The sequence below is a fragment of the Nocardioides sp. NPDC127514 genome, from assembly GCF_040302125.1.
Taxonomy (GTDB): Bacteria; Actinomycetota; Actinomycetes; order Propionibacteriales; family Nocardioidaceae; genus Nocardioides.
Window position 1 is genome coordinate 84,611 of record NZ_JBEORF010000023.1, and the last position, 21,370, is coordinate 105,980.

Below are 21,370 nucleotides of genomic sequence, written 5' to 3' on the forward strand. Positions count from 1 at the left end.
CATTGTCGCCTACCGGATCGCCGTGTGGCCGCACCCGTCGCCCGGGCCTCGGGTCAGAGCCAGTGCTTGGCCTTGAACGCCCTGTGCAGGACCACCGCGGTGACGATGATGGCGATGGTCGAGGCGATGAAGCCAGCGGTCTCGCCGGACCCGGGGTAGGGCACGTTCTGCCCGAAGAAGCCGGTGATCAGGGTCGGTGCGGCGACGATCGCGACCCAGGCCGAGATCCGGCGCATGTCGTCGTTCTGTCGCACCGAGGTGGCGGCCAGCTCCTCGGTGGCCAGGGCCAGGTGGGTGCTGGTGCGGGCCTGGTAGAAGTCGATCACCCCGCGGACGAAGTCGCCCTGCCCGTCGGCCATGGTGCGCACCATCTCGAACCGGTCGGCGATCTCCGCTGCGCGCACCGCCAGGCCCGCGACCGGTCCGTTCCCACGCCGCGCCACGGCTCGGTAGGTCTCCGCGCTGTGGGTGGCGATGGTGCGTACGGCCAGCAGTGCGTGCCCGACCTGGAACAGCTCCTCCAGCAGCGTCTGTGGATCGTCGTCACGGTCGTCGTCGGTGACCTGCTGCTCGATCCGGCCGGACTCCCGGGCGAGGTCGGCCACCAGCTGGGTCTCGCGGCGCACCATCGAGGAGACGATGGAGTGGGACAGGTCCCAGGACGTACGGGGATGGATGTCGCCCTTCAGGATCCGCTGCCGCACGCCGTCGGTGTCGATGTGCGCCACCTCGGGGTCGACCACCGGGTTGAGCGGACCGTGCACGGTCACCAGGTAGTTCGGGCCGATGAACTGGTCGAGCTCGACATAGTGCACGTGTCCGCCGCTGCCGAGCTTCGGGGCGTGCAGCACCGTGAAGACGTGGTCGTCGTAGAAGTGGAACTTCGAGATGTGGTTGCGGGCCACGCAGTCGCTCAAGGCGAGGGAGTGGAACGGGAACCAACGGCTGAGCTGCTCGGACATGGCCGCGTCGCACTGAGGAAGGTCGATCCACACCACGGTGTCGGGTTCGTCGAGCAGCTCGGTGACCTCGTCGAGGTCGTGCTCGGTGAGTCCGGTCGGACGTAGTGCGTAGACCGTCATGTGGGGGCCTCTCAGATCCAGTTGCGACGGCGGAACAGGATATAGAGCACCACGTTGACGGTCAGCATCAGCCCGAGCGCCATGAAGTAGCCGTAGCGCCACTGCAGCTCGGGCATGAAGTCGAAGTTCATCCCGTAGACCGTGCCGACCAGTGTGGGAGCGAACAGGATCGCCGCCCAGCCGGAGATCTTCTTGACCTCGTCGTTCTGCTGCACACTGAGCTCGCTGAGCGCCTTCATCTCCTCGTTCTGCTGCTGGGCGACCAGGGTGGCGTTGACGGTCAGGATGTCGCGCAGCAGGTTGCGGAACTCGTCGATCTGCTCGACGGTCCCGATCACGTGGTCCTCGACGTCGCGCAGGTAGCGCTGGAGCTCCTCGTCGGTGCGGTACTTCTCGAATCCAGCAGAGAGGGAGCGGACCACGTTCAGCAGCGGCCGGGTCGCCCGCTGGAACTCGACCACCTCGCGGGAGAGCTCGTAGATACGACGGGACACCTGAGTGTCACCGCGGAACATCTCGGTCTCGATCTCGTCGATGTCGTTGGCGAGTCCGGCGACCACCGGCGCGTAGCCGTCGACGACGCGGTCGAGGATGGCGTACAGCACCGCCTCCGGGCCGAGCCTGAGCAGATCGGGGTTGCTCTCCATCCGGCGCCGCACCGGGGACAGGTCGGGCTGGGCGCCGTGGCGGACGGTGAGGACGAAGTCGGGACCGACGAAGAGGTGCAGCTCGCCGAAGTCGATGTTCTCGGTCTCGTCGACGTACCAGGCTGCCCGCAGCACCACGAACAGCGTCTCGTCGTAGCGCTCGATCTTCGGTCGCTGGTGAGCCAGGATGGCATCCTCGACGGCGAGCTCGTGCAGGCCGAACTCCTCGGCCAGCGAGGCCAGCTCGTGCTGGTTGGGCTGGTAGAGACCGATCCAGGCCATCGCGTCGTCGTGGTCGCGCAGCGAGCGGTACGTCTCGGCCAGGGTCGAAGGCGAGTCGACCCGGTCGCCGCCGACGTAGACGGCGCTGTCGATCATGCTGCCGCGCGCCGCCGGCACCGGCGTCGTCGGCCGACCGCCTCCGCCATGCAGCGGCGGGATCGTGGGCGGGTCGGAACGGCGCTGCTTGGTGAACGGGCGCAGGAACGGGTGCTCGGACATGATGGCCTCCGGAATGATGCGAGCGGGGATCGCGACGCGGGAACGCGACGCACCAGCCCGGCGCGCACTCCAGGTGGGCCGGACCGGTCAGGGCGAGGTGGTACTCGGAGGTTGGCCGTCCATCTCAGCCACCTCCTCTTCTCGCTCGCGGTAGCAACCGACTGCCTGTTCATCAGCGCGGAGCCACGTCCGCACGGGGACATGGTAGGCGCCCCCGGTCAAGGATGCGTCAATCGCGAGGCGTACCCCGTCAGGGAACCGTCAAGGCCGGCCCTCTACGGCCTCGGGCGGGGCTGCAATGGAGCCGTGCTAGATCTCGTCTACATCCTCATCACGCTGGTGTCCTTCGCAGGGCTCGCCGCGCTGGTCGGAGTCATCGACCGGCGGTTGGGCCAGCCCTCCGACACCGACACCGCCCCCACCGAGGCCGAGCCGCGGGTGGTGAGCCGATGAGTCCCGTCGCCGCCGCCGTCCTGCAGATCGTCGTCCTGATCGCGGCGCTGGCCCTCGCGGTTCCTCTCCTCGGGCGCTACCTCGCCCACATCTACACCAGCTCGAAGCACCTGCGTGCCGAGACGGTGGCCTACCGTGCGCTCAAGGTCGACGCCGACGCCGACCAGCACTGGCGCTCGTACGCGATGTCGGCGCTGGGCTTCTCGCTGGCCGGGATCCTGTTCCTGTTCGCCTTCGGCCGGCTGCAGAACCTGCTGCCGCTCGACGGAGGCTTCGACCCGCTCCCCAGCGACGGTGCCTGGAACACCGCGGTCTCGTTCGTGACCAACACCAACTGGCAGTGGTACTCCGGCGAGGCGGCCACCGGCCACCTGATCCAGATGGCCGGGCTCGCCGTGCAGAACTTCGTCTCCGCCGCGGTCGGTCTCTCCGTGGCAGCGGCTTTCGCGCGCGGGCTCGCCCGCACCCGCAGCCAGGGGAGGATCGGCAACTTCTGGGTCGACCTGGTGCGTACGACGGTCCGGGTCCTGCTGCCGGCGGCGTTCGTGGTCGCGATCGTGCTGGTCGCGGCCGGGGCGGTGCAGAACCTGCACTCCGTGCACGAGATGACCACGCTGACCGGCGGCACCCAGCCCCTGACCGGTGGCCCGGTCGCCAGCCAGGAGGCGATCAAGGAGCTCGGCACCAACGGCGGCGGCTTCTACAACGTCAACTCCGCCCACCCCTTCGAGAACCCCAACCCGTTCACCAACCTGCTCGAGATCTGGGCGATCCTCGTGCTGCCGTTCTCGATGGCCAGGGCCTTCGGCCTGATCGTCAAGGACAAGCGCCAAGGCGGCGCGGTGCTGGCCACGATGGGCACCCTCCTCACCGTCGGCATCACCCTGCTGACCTGGGCGGAGATGGCTGGTCCCGGCACCGCTCCCCGGCTCGCGGGAGCCGCGATGGAGGGCAAGGAGACCCGCTTCGGCGAGGCGGCCACGGCGCTCTTCGCCGCGGCCACCACGGGCACCTCGACCGGTGCCGTCAACGGCATGCACGAGAGCCTGACCGCGCCCGGTGGCGGTGTCGCGCTGTTCGGCATGATGCTCGGCGAGATCGCACCCGGCGGCGTCGGCTCCGGTCTCTACGGCATGCTCATGCTCGCCGTGGTCACGGTCTTCCTGTGCGGCCTGATGGTGGGACGTACGCCTGAATACCTCGGCAAGAAGATCAGCCGCGACGAGATGGTGCTGGTCGCGGTCTACATCCTGACCACGCCGATCCTGGTGCTGGTGGGCGCGGCGATCGCGCTGACCGCTCCGGCAGGCTTGGCCGGCCTCTCGACCGACGGCCCGCACGGCCTCTCCGAGGCGCTGTACGCCGTCACCAGCGCCGCCAACAACAACGGCTCCGCCTTCGCCGGCATCACCTCGGGCACCCCGTTCTGGAACACGCTGCTCGGGATGCTGATGCTGCTCGGCCGGTTCGTCCCGATGGTCTTCGTGCTCGCCCTGGCGGGCAGGTTCGCGACCGCCGGCCGGCTGCCGGACAACGCCGGCACCCTGCCCACCCACCGCCCGCTCTTCGTGGGCCTGCTGACCGGCGTCGCGCTGGTCGTCGTCGGCCTGACCTTCGTCCCGGCTCTCATGCTGGGCCCGATCGTGGAGTCCCTGTCATGACCCAGACCCCCGTACGTACCCGTGAAGAGGACACCGAGCACCCGACCCATGTCGAGGCGGCACCGTCGGTGCTCACGACCAAGCAGATCGCCGAAGCGGTGCCTGGTGCGCTGCGCAAGCTCGATCCCCGCAAGCTGGTGGCGACGCCGGTCATGCTCGTGGTCGAGATCGGTGCGGCCGCCACGACCGTCATGTCGGTCCTCGACCCGTCGGTGATGGGCTGGCTGGTCACGATCTGGCTGTGGCTCACCGTCGTCTTCGGAGCCCTGGCCGAGTCGGTCGCCGAGGGCCGCGGCAAGGCTCAGGCGGCCAGCCTGCGTGCCCTGCAGACCGAGACCTCCGCGCGCCGTCTCCATGGTGGCCCGGGCGGTGCCGAGGAGGTCGTCGCCTCCACCAGCCTGCGCGCCGGCGACGTCGTCGTGGTCGAGGCCGGCGAGCGGATCCCCGGTGACGGCGACGTCATCGACGGAGTCGCGAGCGTCGACGAGAGCGCGGTGACCGGCGAGTCGGCTCCGGTGATCCGCGAGTCCGGCGGCGACCGGTCGGCGGTCACGGGCGGCACCCTGGTCCTCTCGGACCGGATCGTCGTCCGGATCACCTCCGACCCGGGCCACTCCTTCGTGGACCGGATGATCGCCCTGGTCGAGGGCTCGGAGCGGCAGCGTACGCCGAACGAGATCGCGCTCAACGTGCTCCTGACCAGCCTGACCGCGATCTTCGTGGTCGTCTGCTGGAGCCTTTACTACCTGGCCGGCTACTCCGGCGCGCACCAGTCCTGGCTCGTCCTCACCGCGCTGCTGGTGTGCCTGATCCCGACCACCATCGGCGCACTGCTGAGCGCCATCGGCATCGCCGGCATGGACCGGCTCGTACGCCGCAACGTCCTGGCGATGTCGGGACGGGCCGTCGAGGCGGCCGGTGACGTCGACGTGCTCCTGCTCGACAAGACCGGCACGATCACGTACGGCAACCGGCAGGCGTACGAGATCATCCCGGTCACCGGGGTCACCCTGACCGGCGCCGAGAACGCAGCGGTCCTGGCCAGCCTCTCCGACCAGACTCCGGAGGGTCGGAGCATCCTCACCCTCGTCGGGCGTTCCATGGGTGGGCCGGCGGAGGCCACGATGGTGGAGTTCTCCGCGACCACCCGGATGTCCGGCCTGGACAGCCCCGGCCTGAGCGTACGCAAGGGCGCGGCCTCCGCGGTGACGGCCTGGGTCGAGGAGCACGGGGGCCAGGTGCCCCCGGAGACCGGGGTGATCGTCTCCGAGATCGCCGAGACCGGTGGTACGCCGCTCGTCGTCGCCGAGCACCGCAACAGCGACCCGGCACGGGTGCTGGGCGTCGTGCATCTCAAGGACGTCGTCAAGGACGGCATCCGCGAGCGGTTCGACGAGCTGCGCGCGATGGGCATCAAGACGGTCATGATCACCGGCGACAACGCGGCCACCGCCGCGGCGATCGCCCAGGAGGCGGGCGTCGACGACGTCCTCGCCGAGGCGACCCCGGAGGACAAGCTCGCGCTGATCCGTCGCGAGCAGCGCGGGGGAAGGATGGTCGCGATGTGCGGTGACGGCACCAACGACGCGCCCGCGCTCGCGCAGGCCGACGTCGGCGTCGCGATGAACACCGGGACGACCGCGGCCAAGGAGGCCGGCAACATGGTCGACCTCGACTCCGACCCGACCAAGCTGATCGACGTGGTCGAGATCGGCAAGCAGTTGCTGATCACCCGGGGCGCGCTGACCACCTTCTCGGTGGCCAACGATGTCGCGAAGTACTTCGCGATCCTGCCGGCGATGTTCGTCGGCACCTTCCCCGCGCTCGACGTCCTCAACATCATGCGGCTCTCCTCGCCGGAGTCGGCCATCGTCTCCGCGGTGGTCTTCAACGCGCTGATCATCATCGCGCTGATCCCGCTCGCGCTGCGCGGCGTCCGCTACCGGCCCTCCTCGGCCTCGGCCCTGCTGCGCCGCAACCTGCTGCTCTACGGAGTCGGTGGCCTGATCGTGCCGTTCGTCGGGATCAAGCTGCTCGACCTCGTCATCTCTCTCATCCCAGGACTGTGAACATGTCTGATCTCTTTGCACTGCTACGTCACTCCCTCGCCGGGCTCCGCGTGCTCATCGCCGCGACCCTGCTGTGCGGGATCGTCTACCCGCTCGTCGTCACCGGCGTCGCCCAGGCCGCCTTCGGATGGCGTGCCGACGGCTCCCTGGTCGCCGAGTCCGGCGCGCACACCAACGACCCCGCCGAGGCGGTCGGCTCGGCCCTGATCGGGCAGGGCAACGACGACGAGGGGCTCTTCTACCCGCGTCCCAGCGCGGCCGGTGACGGCTGGGACACGCTGTCCACCTACGGCTCCAACCTCGGCCCGGAGGACCCGGACCTGGTCAAGGCGATCACCGAGCGCCAGCGCGAGATCGCCGCGCGCGAAGGCGTCACGGTCGACCAGGTCCCCGCCGACGCCGTCACCACCTCCGCATCCGGCATCGACCCCGACATCTCACCGGCTTACGCAGCCCTCCAGGTGTCCCGGGTGGCCCGCGCCAACGGGCTCTCGGAGGAGGAGGTGACGGCGCTGGTGGCCGAGCACACCGACGGCCGGACCTTCGGGATCCTCGGTGAGCCGCGGGTCAACGTGCTCGAGCTCAACATCGCGGTGCGTGCGCAGAGGGTTGAATAGGGACGTGCAGACCACGTCAACGGACGGACGGTCCCCGCGGAAGCGGGGCCGTCTGACCGTCTATCTCGGAGCCGCGCCAGGCGTCGGCAAGACGTACGCCATGCTCGGCGAGGCGCAGCGGCGCCAGGCGCGGGGGACCGATGTGGTCGTCGGGTTCGTCGAGACCCACGACCGCAGCAACACCGCTCGTCAGATCGAGGGACTCGAGGTGATCCCGCGCCGGGAGATCGACTATCGCGGGGCGAGGTTCACCGAGCTCGACGTGGAGGCGGTGATCGCCCGCGACCCGAAGGTGGTCTGCATCGACGAGCTCGCCCACACCAACGTGCCGGGCAGCCGGCACACCAAACGGGCTCAGGATGTCGAGCAGATCCGGGCGGCGGGGATCGACGTGATCACCACGGTCAACATCCAGCACCTGGAGTCCCTCAACGACGAGGTCGAGCGGATCACCGGCGTACGCCAGCGGGAGACGGTGCCCGACGACCTCGTGCGGACCGCCGACATGATCCATCTGGTCGACATGGCGCCGGAGGCGCTGCGGCGGCGGATGGCTCATGGCAACGTCTACAAGCCCGAGACCATCGATGCCTCGCTGACCTCCTACTTCCGGGTCGGCAACCTCACCGCGCTGCGGGAGCTGGCTCTGCTGTGGCTCGCGGACCGGGTCGACGATGCGCTGGGCGACTACCGGCGCGAACACCGGATCGAGCACCCCTGGCCGACCAAGGAGCGGATCGTGGTCGCGGTCACCGGAGGCCCGGAGTCGGAGACGCTGCTGCGGCGAGCGGCCCGGCTGTGCCAACGTGCGAAGGGGTCTGAGCTGCTGGCCGTCCACGTGGTCACCGCCGATGGGCTGGCCAGACCGGAGGCCGGGTCGATCGAGCGCGTCCAGGCGCTGACCGCGTCCCTGGACGGCACCTTCCACAGCGTGATCGGTGAGGACGCGGCGACCGCCGTGGTCGACTTCGCGACCGGTGCCAACGCCACCATGATCATCGTCGGCGTCTCCCGGCACGGGCGGTTGCGTCGGCTCTTCACCGGCACCACCGGAGACCGGATCGCGGCCGCGGCCGGGTCGATCGACGTACACCTCGTCACCCACGAGGAGATCGCCCGCGGCTCGCGGGTCCGCGGCGGCCTCGGCTCACCGCTCAGCCGCACCCGTCAGGCTCTGGGTTGGCTGTGCGCGCTCCTGGTGCCCTCGGCGCTGGTCTGGCTGCTCCACAACGACGGCATCGAGGGCGACATCTCCAACCAGCTCCCGCTGGCCAGCATGCTGCTGCTCGCCGCCACCGTCCTGGTCGCACTCGTGGGTGGGCGCTGGCCGGCGGTGGCCGCCGCGCTCGCTGGGTTCCTCCATCTGAACTGGTGGTTCACCCAGCCCGTACGCCGCTTCACCATCGCCGAGCCACGCAACCTGGTGATGCTGGTGATCTTCGTCGCGGTCGCGGTCGGCGTCGCCACCGTCGTCGACCGTGCCTCGCGGCGAGCGGCCGAAGCACGCCAGGCCAGGGGAGAGGCGGCGACGATGGGGGCACTGTCGCGCTCGGTGCTCACCGGCCAGGACACCGCCGAGGCGATCGTGAGCCGGGTGCGCGAGACCTTCGCCCAACAGGCGGTGGTTCTGCTGGAGGAGACACCGCAGGGCTGGGTGCGGCTGGCGGGTGCCGGGGTCGGCTACCCGGCAGACCCGGGCCAGGGCGACGCCCAGGTGGCCGTCGACGACACCCACGTGATCGTCCTGCGCGGCACCCCTCTGCAGGCGCGCGATCGGCGGGTCCTGGAGGCCTTCGCGGTGCAGACGTCGCTGGTGTTGGAGCATCGCCGACTGCGCGACCAGGCCGACCGTGCCCTCGCCCTGGAGCGGGCGGAGCAGACCTCGACGGCCCTGCTTCGAGCGGTGTCCCACGACCTGCGTACGCCGCTGGCGACGATGCGAGCCGCCCTGGACGGCCTGCTCGTGGGCAGGGTGCCGGAGGAGGACCGCAAGGAGCTCGTCGAGTCGGCCGCGACCTCCGCCGACCAGCTCGAGGCGCTCATCGACAACCTGCTCGACCTCTCTCGGGTCGAGGCCGGTCTGGTGCACCCCGCGATGCGGGATGTCAGTCTGGAGGAGTCGCTGCCGCTGGCGGTGGCCGGCCTGCCGCCCGGATCGATCGCCTTCGACGTCGGCGAGGACACTCCGCTCGTACGCACCGACTCGGGCCTGCTCGAGCGCATCGTCGCCAACCTGGTCAGCAATGCGGTCCGGGTCAGCCGACAGGGACCCAACGCCGGCGAGCCGGTGCGCGTCCTCGCACACGAGACACCGGAGACTGTGGAGGTGATGATCGTCGACCGTGGACCAGGGGTGCCCGAGGAGCAGCGGGACCGGATGTTCGAGCCCTTCCAGCGTCTCGACGACACCTCGGCCGGTGGGCTCGGGCTCGGTCTGGCCGTGGCCAAGGGCCTGAGCGAGGCGCTGGGCATCCGGCTCTCGGCCGAGGACACCCCCGGCGGCGGCCTGACCATGGTCGTCGCCGTGCCGCGCGCGAGGAGCGGGCGATGAGCCGCGTACTGGTCGTCGATGACGAGCCCGCGCTGCTGCGGGCGCTCGCCATCAACCTGCGCGCCGCCGGCTGGGAGGTCGAGACGGCGACGGACGGCCGCTCGGCGTTGGCCGCCGCCGCGGCCACCCACCCCGACGTCGTCCTTCTCGACCTCGGGCTCCCGGATCTGGACGGCACCGAGGTGATCGAGGGGCTGCGGGGCTGGACCCAGGTGCCGGTGGTCGTGCTCTCCGCCCGCCAGCACGGCGACGACAAGATCGAGGCGCTCGACCTGGGCGCCGACGACTACGTCACCAAGCCGTTCGCCATGAACGAGCTGATGGCCCGGCTGCGGGCCGCCGTACGCCGCTCGCAGGAGTCCGTGCCCCCGGCCGCGACCACCCTCGCCATCGGTGACCTGGAGATCGACTTCGCCCGTAAGCGGGTGCACAAGGCAGGCGATGACGTACGCCTCACCCCGACCGAGTGGTCCTTCCTGGAGCTGCTCGCCCGCAACGTCGGCCGGCTGGTCCCGCGCGAGCAGATCCTCAAGGAGGTCTGGGGTCCCGCCTATGCCAAAGAGACTCACTATCTGCGCGTCTACGCCGCCCAGCTGCGCCGCAAGCTCGAGGACGATCCCTCCCACCCGAGATACCTCGTCACCACCTCCGGGGTCGGCTACACCCTCGACCCGGACGGATCTTGACGAAATCCTTACGGTTCCCCGCGTAGCCGGGATGTGGCGTCGCGACGCCTGAAACGGAAGCGTTGTCCTCGTGACCGCAGCGATCGCAGAGAGCGGCCGGGCGGCCGTCCCGGAGCCCACGGAGACCCCCGAGAAGAAGCATTCGTGGTGGCAGGTGATGTGCCTGACCGGTGTCGACTACTTCTCGACGCTGGGCTACCAGCCGGGCATCGCGGCGCTCGCCGCCGGGCTGCTCTCGCCGATCGCGACGCTGGTGCTGGTCGGGCTGACCCTGCTCGGTGCTCTTCCGGTCTACCGCCGCGTCGCGGCCGAGAGCCCGCACGGCCAGGGCTCGATCGCGATGCTGGAGCGGCTGCTGTCCCGATGGGGCGGCAAGGCGTTCGTGCTCGCCCTGCTCGGCTTCGCGGCCACCGACTTCATCATCACGATGACCCTCTCCGCCGCCGACGGCGCCGCGCACGTGGTGGAGAACCCGCTCTTCCCGTCCACCTGGCACGGGCACAACATGGTGATCACCCTGGTGCTGCTGGCCGCCCTGGCCGCGGTCTTCCTGAAGGGGTTCAAGGAGGCGATCGGGATCGCGGTCGGCCTGGTGATCACCTTCCTCACCCTCAACGCCGTCGTCATCGCCGTCGGTCTGGTGCACGTGTTCAGCGACCCCAGCGTCTTCACCCGCTGGAACGACGCCCTCTTCGTCGAGCACGGCAACATCACGACGATGATTGCCGTCTCGCTGCTGGTCTTTCCCAAGCTCGCTCTGGGGATGAGCGGCTTCGAGACCGGCGTCGCGGTGATGCCGCAGGTCAGGGGTGGCAAGGGCGACACGGAGGAGAACCCTGCCGGCCGGATCCGGGGCACGAAGAAGCTGCTCACCGCGGCCGCCCTGACGATGAGCGTGTTCCTGATCGCCTCCTCCTGGGTGACCACCCTGCTGATCCCGGCCGAGGCGTTCGAGGAGGGCGGCGCGGCCAACGGCCGGGCGCTGGCGTACCTCGCCCACGACTACCTCGGCAGCGCGTTCGGCACCGTCTACGACGTCTCCACAATCCTCATCCTGTGGTTCGCCGGCGCCTCCGCGATGGCCGGCCTGCTCAACCTGATCCCGCGCTACCTGCCGCGCTACGGGATGTCACCGGAGTGGGCGGCGGCGACCCGGCCACTGGTGGTGACCATCTCCGCCGCGGCGTTCCTGATCACCTGGATCTTCGACGCCGACGTGGACGCCCAGGGCGGGGCGTACGCGACGGGTGTGCTGGTCCTGATGCTCTCCGCGGCGGTCGCGGTGACCCTGGCCGCGCACAAGGCCGGCCAGCGGGTCCGGACGGTGCTGTTCGGCCTGATCGCGGCCGTGTTCGCCTACACCACGGTCTCGAACGTGATCGAGCGTCCCGACGGCGTCAAGATCGCCGCCTGCTTCATCGCGGCGATCATCGGGGTCTCGCTGGTCTCCCGGATCATGCGCTCCTTCGAGCTGCGGGTGACCGGCGTCGAGCTGGACAAGAGGGCCGAGACATTCCTGCGCGAGTGCGCCCGCCGCCAGATCCGGCTGATCGCCAACGAGCACGAGGGCACCGAGGGGCCCGAGGAGTACGAGGACAAGCTGCGCCAGATGGTCCTCGACAACGATCTGGCCGACGACGGCGACATCATCTTCGTCGAGGTCCTCGTCACCGACCCGTCCGACTTCGAAGGCACCCTGAAGGTACGCGGCGAGGTGACCGGACGCCGGCGGGTGCTGCGTCTGGAGGCACCGGCGGTGCCCAACGCACTGGCCGCCGTCCTGCTCCATGTCCGCGACGTCACCGGCGTGGTGCCGCATATCTACTTCGAGTGGACCGAGGGCAACCCAGCGGTCAACCTGCTGCGGTTCCTGTTCATCGGGGTCGGCGAGGTCGCCCCGACCACGCGCGAGATTCTGCGCCGTGCCGAGCCGGACAGGTCACGCCGGCCGCATGTGCACGTCGGCTAGCTGGGAGTGTTGATCATGAAGTTGGCCGCGTGCTCGGCGTACGCCCAGAACTGCGCGTCCTGCTCCGGAGTCAGCCCGGCGGCGTCGAGGCCCTCGCGGAAGTGCTGGAGCCAGCGGTCGCGGGCCTCCGAGGTGACCTCGAACGGGGCGTGACGCATTCGCAGCCGCGGGTGGCCACGCTGCTCGGAGTAGGTCGTCGGGCCGCCCCAGTACTGAGCCAGGAAGAGCGTCAGCCGCTCCTGCGCCGGACCGAGATCCTCCTCGGGATACATCGGCCGCATCAGCTCGTCGGTCGCCACGCCCTCGTAGAACTTGGCCACGATCGTGCGGATGGTGTCCATCCCGCCGATCTCCTCATAAAACGTCACTGAGCCATTCTTCCACGCGGGTCCGCGCTCGCCTGCCGTGGCAGGATCGGGGGCGTACGCATTCACACGAACTTTGGGAGATAACGATGGCCACCACCCGCACCGCCACCACCGTCTGGGAGGGCTCGCTCTTCGAGGGCGCCGGCAAGGTGACGCTGGACTCCTCGGGCCTGGGGACCTACGACGTCTCGTGGCCGGCCCGCACGGAGGCGCCCGGCGGCAAGACCAGCCCCGAGGAGCTCATCGCCGCGGCCCACTCCTCCTGCTTCTCGATGGCCTTCTCCAACGGTCTGGCCCAGAACGGCACCCCGCCGACCAGCCTGCAGACCAGCGCCGAGGTCGAGTTCACCCCCGGCAAGGGCATCACCGGCATCAAGCTGACCACGCGTGGCGTGGTCGAGGGCCTCGACAACGACGCCTTCGTCCGCCTCGCCGAGGAGGCCAAGGCCGGCTGCCCGGTCAGCCAGGCCCTCACCGGTACCACCATCACCCTCGACGCCGCCCTCGCCTGAGATCTCGCCTGAAATGTGGTGATGCCCCGGCTCGAGCCGGGGCATCACTGGCGGCGTACGTCAGGCCGTCTGCTCCTCGGCGGCGGCCTTCTCCTCGCGGTGCCAGATGACCCGCTGCGGGAAGGGCATCTCGATACCCTCGTAGTCGAGGCGGGCCTTGATCCGCTGGCGCATCTCGCGCGCGATCGCCCACTGCTTGAGCGGCAGGGTCTTGATCAGCACCCGGAGGGTGATGGAGTCGGCGGCCAGCGCCTCGACGCCGGTGACCTCGGGCTCCTCGATGATCTGGCCCTTGAAGTCCTCGTCGACCCACAGGTCGTGGGAGACCTCGCGCAGCACGCGCTGCACCTTGTTGAGGTCCTCGTTGTAGCCGACGCCGACGTCGATGACGGCGCGGGCCCAGTTCTGGCTGTGGTTGCCGACGGTGAGGATCTCGCCGTTGGGGATGTACCAGACCGTGCCGTCGAGCGAGCGCAACCGGGTGATCCGCAGCGTCACGGCCTCGACGGTGCCGCTGATGTTGTTGACCTCGATGCTGTCACCGACGCCGTACTGGTCCTCGATGATCATGAAGATGCCGGACAGGTAGTCCCGCACCAGCGACTGGGCGCCGAAACCGAGCGCCAGACCGACGATTCCGGCCGAGGCGATGATCGGGGCGATGTTGATGCCGAGCTCGTCCAGGATCATGGTGGCGAAGATCGCGACCAGGACGCCGGTGACGACGCTCTTGAGCAGCGAGCCGATCGCCTGGCCGCGCTGGCTGCGGCGGGAGGACGCGAAGGTGGCGTCGCCCGCATCGTGCGCCTTGGTGATCTTGCTGGCGAGCGTGGGCGCCTCGACGGTGCGGCTGACGATCTTGTCGATCACCCGGTGAAGGATCCAGCGCAGCACGAGCGCCAGCACGATCAGGCCGAGGATGCGCAGGGGGATGCCGATCACCCATTCGCCGAGCGTCGACCAGGAGACCGAGACCAGTGGGGGGTTCGGGGGGATGGACATGGGTTCCAGTATCCAAGCCGTTCAAGGTCGACGGCCAATCCCCGGCCGGGCATCGACTCCCGCCGCGGCGACGAGGGGCAGAGATGAGAACCACGACGTACGCCGGTTAGTATCTGCCCCGTGAGCAACCAGATCCTGCGCCGCGCCGGCCTCCTCGGCGCCTCCGCCTCCGCCGCCGTCGTCGCCTCTGTTGCTACCGCCGGCCCCGCCAGCGCCGAGGTTCCCAACGGCTGGCCGGTCGCCGAGGAGATGACCGCCTCCGGTCTGCTCCTGCTCATCCTGCTCATCCCGGTGATCCTGATGGTGGTCATCTCCCTGCTGGTGCTCCTGCCGGGCGTGTTCCGCGGCGAGGGGCTGCTGCCCAAGCCCCACAAGGCCGAGGACGACAACCTCCCCGCCGCGACGCACTGACCGGTTCGGTCAGCTGAGAATGGCCAGCTGCTGGGTCGCCCGCGTCATCGCGACGTAGCGGTCCACGGCACCCTCGATCCCGGTCCCGTACGTCTCGGGGCCGATGAGGACGACCAGGTCGAACTCGAGCCCCTTGGCATGCTCCGGGCTCAACCGGCGTACGCGGCCTTCGTTCAGGTCCTGTGAATCAGCGGCGATGACGCAGGCGATGCCCTCCTCGTGCTCGGCGAGCCAGGTGTCCAGGATCACATCGAGCTCGCCGACCGTGCCATGGTGCACCGGGATGCCGGAGGCACGGATCGACGTGGGCACGTTGGCGTCGGGGAGTGCCGCACGGATGACCGGCTCGGCCTCGGTCATCACCTCCTCGGGCGTGCGGTAGTTGATGCTCAGGCCGGCCATCTCGATCCGGTCCAGGCCGACGCGCTCGAGCCGCTCCTGCCACGACTCGGTGAACCCGTGCCGCGCCTGGGCGCGGTCGCCGACGATCGTGAAGCTGCGCGCGGGGCAGCGGCTGATCAGCATCTGCCATTCGGCGTCGGTCAGCTCCTGCGCCTCGTCGACGACGATGTGCGCGAACGGCCCGGCGTACGGGTCGAGCTCCTCCGGCTCCCGCACGGAGTCGTCGAGAAGGGCGGTGCGCAGGTCCTGTCCGCGCAGCATCGACATCACCTTCATGTCGGAGTCGTCGTGGCTGATCAGGTCCGAGACGACCGCCGCCTTCGCCTTCCGGTCGGCGGCCGCCGCTGCCTTCTGCGCGCTCCGGCGCCGTGAGGCGTCGGGGTCGCCGAGCCGGCGGTGGGCGGCGTCGAGCAGCGGCAGGTCCGCCTCGGTCCAGGCCTTCGGGTCCTCGCGCTGCAGCGTCTTCACCTCCTCCGGAGTGAGCCAGGGTGCGCACATCCGCAGGAACGCCGGCACCTCCCACAGGTCCCCGACGATGTCGGCCGGCCGCAGCCGCGGCCAGACCTCGCCGAAGACGTCGAGCAGGCCAGCGTTGGTCTCCAGCGAGGCGCGCAGGGCGTCGGTCGCGTCCTCGTCGACGAGGCCGTACGCGTCGAACTCGTCCTCCTCTTGGTCCGCGTCGCCCCAATCGTCGAGATCGGCGTCGTAGTCGCGGTCGGGATCGGCTCCGGTGTTCTCCTGGATCCTCTCGGTCACGATCTTCAGCAGCGCCTCCCAGACCTGGTCGCGGGCGTCGTTGTGCGGCGTACCCTGCTCGGCCGCGGCGATCGCCTCGGCCCAGTCGCCGGTGCTGATCACCGCGTCGCCGTAGGGCGTCTCGACCAGCGTGGGCTTCGACGGTGGCTTCTCGTAGAGCGCCACCGCGGGCTCGATCGCCGCGACCATCCGGGCGTCGGCCTTGAGCCGGGCGACCTCCTTGTCCGTCTCCGGTGCCAGCGAGGCACCCTCGGGCACCATCCGGCGCAGCGTGGTGGTGCGTACGCCCTCCTCGCCCAGGCTCGGCAGCACGTCCGCGACATAGGAGAGGTAGGGCTCGTGCGGCCCCACGAACAGCACCCCACCCTTGCCCTCGCCCAGTCGCGGGTCGGAGTAGAGGAGGTACGCCGTGCGGTGCAGCGCCACCACGGTCTTGCCCGTCCCCGGACCGCCGTCGACCACCAGCGCGCCCCGTGAGGACGCTCGGACGATGGCGTCCTGGTCGGCCTGGATGGTGCCGAGCACATCGCGCATCCGCGGCGAGCGGCTGCTGCCCAGCGTGGCGATGAAGGCCGACTGATCATCGAGGGCGGCGTGCCCCTCGAGCCCTTCGGCGGTGAAGACCTCGTCCCAGTAGTCGGTGATGCGTCCGTTGGTCCAGCGGTAGCGGCGCCGGCTCAGCAGCCCGCGGGGGTCGGCGTGCGTGGCCGCGAAGAACGGCTCCGCGGCCGGCGACCGCCAGTCGACCAGCAGCCTCTTCCCGTCGTTGGCCGTCAGACCGAGCCGTCCGATGTAGATGGTGCTGCCGGCGTCCGTGACGATCCGCCCCAGGCACAGGTCCAGGCTGAACCTGCGCAGCATCCGCAGCTGCCCGCCGATCCGGTGCACCTCCAGGTCGCGATCCATCGCCTCCTGCCCGTGCCCACCCGGGCGGCGGCGTACGTCATCGAGCCGTTCGTTCAGCTCGGAGATCTGCTCCTCGAGACTCTCCGCGATGGCAGCGAAGTGCTGCTCGTCCTCAGCGATCAATGCCGGGTCCGCCTTGGCGTCGTGACGGCCCGCGAGATCGAATGCTTGCAACGTTGAATCCCCTGTCTGATCAGGCCTTTTACCTGTTCGAGGAGGAGATTCTGCCCCAAGCCGGGGGCCTTGCGGCAAGCCCCTATGTGCGCTATAAAGTTGTTAGTGGAAGGGGAGATCTCCCTTCCATTCGTGGTTTTCGAGCAGATACGGAAGGGCCCCGGAAGCAGGTGCTTCCGGGGCCCTTCGCGGGTGGTGCTACTGAGCGTCGCGCTCCTGAGCGGCGAGGGCGCGGGCGACCTCGTCACGTCCCTCGCGGACGTACCGCTTCGCGGCCGGCTCGGCGGGGGAGGTCTCGAGCCACTTGTCGGCCTTCTCCAGAAGCTCCGGGGAGGCGGCCGGCTTCGGGAAGATGAACTCCAGCACCGTCGAGGCGCGGTGGGTGCCGAGGTGCTCCCAGAGGGTGTCGGCGGCCTCGAAGTAGCGGTCGACGAAGGGCGCCAGCACCTCGTCCTGCCCGCCACGCTGGAACGAGAGCACGATCGAGCGGGCGGTCTCGTTGGCCACGTCGGTGCGGACGACGACCGACTCCCAGGCAGCCTCCTTGGCCTCGGCCGTCGGCTGCGCGGCGCGGGCGGCGGCAGCCTTCTCCTGGCCGGAGATCGTGTTGTCGCGCTCGAGCTCGGCAGCGATCTCGGCCTCACCGAAGGTGCCCGAGGCGGCCAGGCCGGTGACGAGCGCCCAGCGCAGGTCCTGGTCGATGTCGAGACCGTCGAAGGCCAGGTCGCCGGAGAGCAGGCCCTTGAGGTCGGCGATCGCGGCCTCGGAGCGGGCTGCGGCGGCGTACGTCCGGGCGAAGGTCAGCTGGTGGTCGCTGCTCGGCGCGGCGGCCTCCAGCAGCTCCCTCAGGCCGGTCTCCCAGCGCGCCTTGAGGGCGTCGCGGTTGGCCGGAGCCGAGAACGAGCCCACCGCCTGGGCGGCGAAGACCGGGATCCGGGTGACGCCCCAGGCGTCGGTCTCCTGGCCGATGTTGGCGAGCACGAGCTCGACGAAGTCGCTCGCCCGCATCTCGGCGTCGCGGGTCATGTCCCACGCCGCACCCCAGATCAGCGCGCGCGAGAGCGAGTCGCCCAGCGCGGACAGCGACGACAGCGCGGTGGCCAGCGACCGCTCGTCGAGCCGGATCTTGGCGTACGTCAGGTCGCCCTCGTTCAGCAGCAGCAGGTCGGGCTGCTTGACCCCGGCCAGCTGCGGAACCTCGGTCAGCTCTCCGGTGACGTCGATCTCGAACGCGTCCCGACGCACGAGCGCGCCATCGACGAGGTCGTAGAGGCCGAGGCCGATGCGGTGACGGCGGAGCGTCGGGTAGTCGGCGGCGGCCGACTGGCGCACGGCGAAGGCGGCGTAGGAGCCGTCGTCGGCGAGCGTGAACTCGGGAGCGAGGGTGTTGACGCCGGCGGTCTGCAGCCACTCCTGGGCCCAGCCCTGGAGCTCACGCCCGGAGGCGGCCTCGAGGTGGCGCAGCAGGTCCTTGAACTCGGAGTTCCCGTAGGCGAACTCCTTGAAGTAGGCCTTGAGGCCCTCCAGGAACGGCTCCAGGCCGACCCACGCCACGAGCTGCTTCAGGACGGAAGCGCCCTTGGCGTAGGTGATCATGTCGAAGTTGACCTCGACGGCCTGCAGGTCGTAGTTGTCCGCGGCGATTGGGTGCGTCGTGGGCAGCTGGTCCTGGCGGTAGCCGGTCTGCTTGCGGGCGTTGGTGAAGCCGGTCCAGGCGTCGGTGAACTCGGTCGCGTTGGCCTGGGCGTGGTAGCAGGCCCACTCGGCGAAGGACTCGTTGAGCCAGAGGTCGTCCCACCACTTCATGGTGACCAGGTCGCCGAACCACATGTGCGCCATCTCGTGCAGGATCACCGAGGCGCGGAAGTCGTAGAAGGAGCGCGGCTGCTTGGAGCGCGGCAGGTACTCGTCGCGCAGCGTCACGGCGCCGGCGTTCTCCATCGCACCCATGTTGTACTCGGGCACGTAGAGCTGGTCGTACTTCCCGAAGGGGTAGGGGAAGTCGAAGGCGTCCTCGAAGAACTCGAAGCCCTGCTTGGTGATCTTCACGACCTCGTCGCGGTCGAGGTGGGGGACCAGCGACTGGCGGCAGTAGTGACCCAGCGGGATGGTGCCGAACTTGCCCTCGTAGACATCCTGGACCTCGTGGTACTCACCGGCGATCAGCGCGGTGATGTAGGTCGACATCTTCTTGGTGGGCTCGAAGTCCCAGGTCGCGCGGCCGTCGCCGAGCGGCTTCGGCTCGGGGGTGACGGCGTTGGAGACGACCTTCCAGCCCTCGGGAGCGGTCACGTGGAAGGTGAAGACGGACTTGAGGTCGGGCTGCTCGAAGGTGGTGTAGACGCGGCGGGCGTCGGGCACCTCGAACTGGGAGTAGAGGTAGACGCGGTCGTCGGCGGGGTCGACGAAGCGGTGCAGGCCCTCGCCGGTGTGGGAGTAGGTGCAGTCGGCCTTGACCACGAGCACGTTCTCGGCCGCCAGGCCGTCGAGGAGAATCCGGGAGTCCTGGTACGCCACCGCGGGGTCGAGCGCCACGCCGTTGAGCGTGATCTCGTGAACCGTCGCGCCGACTAGATCGGCGAACGTCGAGGCTCCGGCCTCGGTGGAGGTGAAGGTGATCGTCGTCGTCGAACCGAAGGTCTCAGCACCCGTGGTGAGGTCGAGTTCGATGTCGTACGAGAGGACGTCGAGGAGTGCGGCCCTAGCGGTGGCTTCGGCGCGCGTCAGATTGGTTCCAGGCATGGCTGGATCCTCTCACTGCGCCCGGAATTCGAGACATTTATATCGCCGTTGTTGCCCGTTCTTGGGAGTCGCTGAGCGTGAAAAGTAAAAATACAGTGTTGTAATTCCGACACACCGGTATCAATGGTTGACAACTTTCTCTAGGGTGCTCATGTGCCCCTCAAGTCACAGAAACACCAGTATTCACAGGAGTCGCGCCAGGTGGGGAAGCCTGGCGGGGCGCTGCGCCGGGCCTTGGTCACCGGCGCGGTTCTGCTGCTCGTCGGCCTCGGTGTGCAAGTCATCCCCAAGTTGGCATCACCGGCGCACGCGGGCTCGATCACGCTCTGCTCCGGCTTCTCGGACTGCCGCAGCAAGGGCTACTCCACCGGCGGGTACGAGAGTGCGTGGGGGAGCATGTACTGGCGGATGTACGCCGGTCGGAACTGCACCAACTACGTCGCGTACAAGCTGATCCAGACGGGCCTGCCGAACGCTCGTCCCTGGTCGGGCGAGGGCAACGCCACCAACTGGGGCGTCGCGCTGAGCAGGCTGACGAACCGCACGCCGACCGTCGGCTCGGTCGCCTGGTGGCACTCCTCGCACCCGAGCGCGAGCCGCTTCGGGCACGTCGCGATCGTCGAGAAGGTCGGCGCGGACACGATCACGATCTCGGAGTCGAACTACGGCAGCGACATCAGCTGGCGCCGGATCGGCAAGGACTCGGTGAACTACCCGACCGGGTTCATCCACTTCAACGACCAGCGCCTCTCGGTCACCAAGCGGCCCACGGTCGAGGGCACGGCACAGGTCGGCAAGGCGGTCACCGTCAACACCGGCTCGTGGAGCCCGAACCCGAACAAGATCCGCTACCAGTGGATCGTGAACAAGAAGCCGATCCCGGGAGCGACCAACAAGACCTTCCGTATCCCCGGCCACCTCGCCGGCAAGCAGATCGCGGCAGTGCTCACCGGCACCCGCCGGGACTACAGCGAGGCCAAGACGATGAGCGAGATCCTGCCGCCGATCAAGCAGGGCACGTTCAAGGTCCTGGCGCAGCCGAAGATCAACGGCACCCAGAAGGTCGGCTCGACGATCTCCGTCGGCGGAGCGGACTACGAGCCGTCGGCCAAGATCGGCGAGGTCAGGTGGTACGCCGACAAGACCCTGATCGCACGCACCAAGTCCCGCTTCCTGAAGGTGCCCGCAACGGCCTCCGGGAAGAGGATCGGCGCGGTCGTCGTCGGTGTCCAGGAGGGCTACCGCCCGAAGCAGTCGTACGCCTTCGCCAGCACGCTCGTCGGTGGCGGCAAGGCACCGCAGCAGCCGGTGGAGCCGACGCCTGGAGGCACGCTCGCCCGGACCGAGGCCGGCTTCGTGAAGGGCGGCACCCGTCTCGGCGGCCTGATGCAGGTCGACCCGGGCGGCTTCAGCGAGGCCGTCGACCTCTCCTACCAGTGGACACGTGAAGGCACGCCGATCTCCGGAGCCACGACCGAGAAGTACCGTCCCACCGAGGCCGACGTCGGCCACCGCCTCAGTGTCACCGTGGTCGCCCGCTCCAGCAGCGGCCAGACGCTGAGCAAGACGTACGGCCCCAGCGGCCGGGTCCGCGTCAAGCCGAGCGTCAAGGTCACCGCGACCGGCGGCTCCCGGCAGGCGAAGGTGGCCGTCCAGGTCACCGCGCCGGGCTACCTCCCCACCGGGACGGTCAAGATCACGACCAACGGCGGACGTACGGTCACCAAGACGCTCAGCGATGGCGCGGCCGGTGTCACCTTCGTCAAGCTCCCCGCCGGCGAGTACGCCGTCACCGCCGCCTACAGCGGCGACGAGGTCGCCTACTGGGCCAGCGGGGGTGACTTCACCACCGTCAGGTGAG

At 69.3% G+C, this 21,370-nt stretch carries 16 protein-coding genes; 10 read left to right on the forward strand and 6 right to left on the reverse strand.

Translation table 11 applies throughout. From position 1 onward, the window contains the following. Window positions 1–53: 53 nt before the first annotated feature. Together ABTX24_RS18980 and corA are read right to left on the reverse strand one after the other, a co-directional pair. Window positions 54–1,082, reverse strand: a complete 1,029-nt coding sequence (locus tag ABTX24_RS18980; protein ID WP_350841717.1) for a magnesium transporter CorA family protein — start codon at window positions 1,080–1,082, stop codon at window positions 54–56. 11 nt (window positions 1,083–1,093) lie between these two features. Further along, window positions 1,094–2,230: a magnesium/cobalt transporter CorA gene (gene corA, locus ABTX24_RS18985; protein WP_160025151.1), complete on the reverse strand. Its 1,137-nt coding sequence runs from the start codon at window positions 2,228–2,230 to the stop codon at window positions 1,094–1,096. 306 nt (window positions 2,231–2,536) lie between these two features. Here corA and ABTX24_RS18990 point away from each other — a divergent pair, with 306 nt between their 5' ends. The 7 genes from ABTX24_RS18990 (at window position 2,537) to ABTX24_RS19020 (ending at window position 12,236) form a co-directional block, all read left to right on the forward strand. After that, a complete protein-coding gene (locus ABTX24_RS18990) occupies window positions 2,537–2,683 on the forward strand; it encodes a hypothetical protein (protein WP_350841719.1) in 147 nt (48 codons plus the stop codon). After that, the gene (kdpA, locus tag ABTX24_RS18995) at window positions 2,680–4,344 is read left to right on the forward strand and encodes a potassium-transporting ATPase subunit KdpA (protein WP_350841721.1); all 1,665 of its coding nucleotides are present in this window, start codon (window positions 2,680–2,682) and stop codon (window positions 4,342–4,344) included. Before ABTX24_RS18990 ends, kdpA begins: the two co-directional genes overlap by 4 nt. Next, window positions 4,341–6,413, forward strand: coding sequence for a potassium-transporting ATPase subunit KdpB (kdpB, locus tag ABTX24_RS19000; protein ID WP_350841723.1), 2,073 nt, complete (start codon window positions 4,341–4,343; stop codon window positions 6,411–6,413). The genes kdpA and kdpB overlap by 4 nt, the downstream gene beginning before the upstream one ends. Before the next feature lie 2 nt (window positions 6,414–6,415). Next, window positions 6,416–7,030, forward strand: coding sequence for a potassium-transporting ATPase subunit KdpC (kdpC, locus tag ABTX24_RS19005; RefSeq protein ID WP_350841725.1), 615 nt, complete (start codon window positions 6,416–6,418; stop codon window positions 7,028–7,030). 4 nt (window positions 7,031–7,034) lie between these two features. Continuing rightward, window positions 7,035–9,581: a DUF4118 domain-containing protein gene (locus ABTX24_RS19010; protein WP_350841727.1), complete on the forward strand. Its 2,547-nt coding sequence runs from the start codon at window positions 7,035–7,037 to the stop codon at window positions 9,579–9,581. Continuing rightward, entirely contained in the window at window positions 9,578–10,267 is a 690-nt protein-coding gene (locus ABTX24_RS19015) for a response regulator (protein ID WP_350841728.1), read from the forward strand. Before ABTX24_RS19010 ends, ABTX24_RS19015 begins: the two co-directional genes overlap by 4 nt. 70 nt (window positions 10,268–10,337) lie before the next feature. After that, on the forward strand, window positions 10,338–12,236 hold the full coding sequence (locus ABTX24_RS19020) for an APC family permease (RefSeq protein ID WP_502890795.1): 1,899 nt from the start codon (window positions 10,338–10,340) through the stop codon (window positions 12,234–12,236). On the opposite strand, the gene ABTX24_RS19025 is transcribed toward ABTX24_RS19020, so the two are convergent. Then, entirely contained in the window at window positions 12,233–12,604 is a 372-nt protein-coding gene (locus ABTX24_RS19025) for a globin (RefSeq protein WP_160025142.1), read from the reverse strand. The genes ABTX24_RS19020 and ABTX24_RS19025 overlap by 4 nt on opposite strands. An 86-nt stretch (window positions 12,605–12,690) precedes the next feature. On the opposite strand from ABTX24_RS19025, the gene ABTX24_RS19030 reads away from it, so the two are divergent. Then, window positions 12,691–13,116, forward strand: coding sequence for an OsmC family peroxiredoxin (locus tag ABTX24_RS19030; protein WP_160025141.1), 426 nt, complete (start codon window positions 12,691–12,693; stop codon window positions 13,114–13,116). Between the two features lie 60 nt (window positions 13,117–13,176). Here ABTX24_RS19030 and ABTX24_RS19035 read toward each other — a convergent pair whose 3' ends face one another. Then, window positions 13,177–14,118: a mechanosensitive ion channel family protein gene (locus tag ABTX24_RS19035; RefSeq protein ID WP_350841730.1), complete on the reverse strand. Its 942-nt coding sequence runs from the start codon at window positions 14,116–14,118 to the stop codon at window positions 13,177–13,179. Between the two features lie 120 nt (window positions 14,119–14,238). Between ABTX24_RS19035 and ABTX24_RS19040 the strand changes: the two genes are divergently transcribed. Beyond that, on the forward strand, window positions 14,239–14,529 hold the full coding sequence (locus tag ABTX24_RS19040) for a hypothetical protein (RefSeq protein WP_160025139.1): 291 nt from the start codon (window positions 14,239–14,241) through the stop codon (window positions 14,527–14,529). A gap of 9 nt (window positions 14,530–14,538) precedes the next feature. On the opposite strand, the gene helR is transcribed toward ABTX24_RS19040, so the two are convergent. Both helR and pepN read right to left on the reverse strand, forming a co-directional pair. Further along, a complete protein-coding gene (gene helR, locus ABTX24_RS19045) occupies window positions 14,539–16,767 on the reverse strand; it encodes an RNA polymerase recycling motor ATPase HelR (protein WP_350841732.1) in 2,229 nt (742 codons plus the stop codon). A gap of 198 nt (window positions 16,768–16,965) precedes the next feature. Next, complete coding sequence (gene pepN / locus ABTX24_RS19050; RefSeq protein ID WP_350841734.1) at window positions 16,966–19,509, reverse strand: aminopeptidase N; 2,544 nt, start codon at window positions 19,507–19,509, stop codon at window positions 16,966–16,968. A 201-nt stretch (window positions 19,510–19,710) separates the two neighbouring features. On the opposite strand from pepN, the gene ABTX24_RS19055 reads away from it, so the two are divergent. Then, complete coding sequence (locus tag ABTX24_RS19055) at window positions 19,711–21,369, forward strand: CHAP domain-containing protein (protein WP_350841736.1); 1,659 nt, start codon at window positions 19,711–19,713, stop codon at window positions 21,367–21,369. Window position 21,370: the final 1 nt, after the last annotated feature.

Coding starts and splice junctions, on each gene's coding strand:
- kdpC (WP_350841725.1), top strand. CDS start 6,416: ATGTCTGATCTCTTTGCACTGCTACGTCACTCCCTCGCCGGGCTCCGC.
- ABTX24_RS19035 (WP_350841730.1), bottom strand. CDS start 14,118: ATGTCCATCCCCCCGAACCCCCCACTGGTCTCGGTCTCCTGGTCGACG.
- corA (WP_160025151.1), bottom strand. CDS start 2,230: ATGTCCGAGCACCCGTTCCTGCGCCCGTTCACCAAGCAGCGCCGTTCC.
- ABTX24_RS19015 (WP_350841728.1), top strand. CDS start 9,578: ATGAGCCGCGTACTGGTCGTCGATGACGAGCCCGCGCTGCTGCGGGCG.
- ABTX24_RS18980 (WP_350841717.1), bottom strand. CDS start 1,082: ATGACGGTCTACGCACTACGTCCGACCGGACTCACCGAGCACGACCTC.
- pepN (WP_350841734.1), bottom strand. CDS start 19,509: ATGCCTGGAACCAATCTGACGCGCGCCGAAGCCACCGCTAGGGCCGCA.
- kdpA (WP_350841721.1), top strand. CDS start 2,680: ATGAGTCCCGTCGCCGCCGCCGTCCTGCAGATCGTCGTCCTGATCGCG.
- kdpB (WP_350841723.1), top strand. CDS start 4,341: ATGACCCAGACCCCCGTACGTACCCGTGAAGAGGACACCGAGCACCCG.
- ABTX24_RS19030 (WP_160025141.1), top strand. CDS start 12,691: ATGGCCACCACCCGCACCGCCACCACCGTCTGGGAGGGCTCGCTCTTC.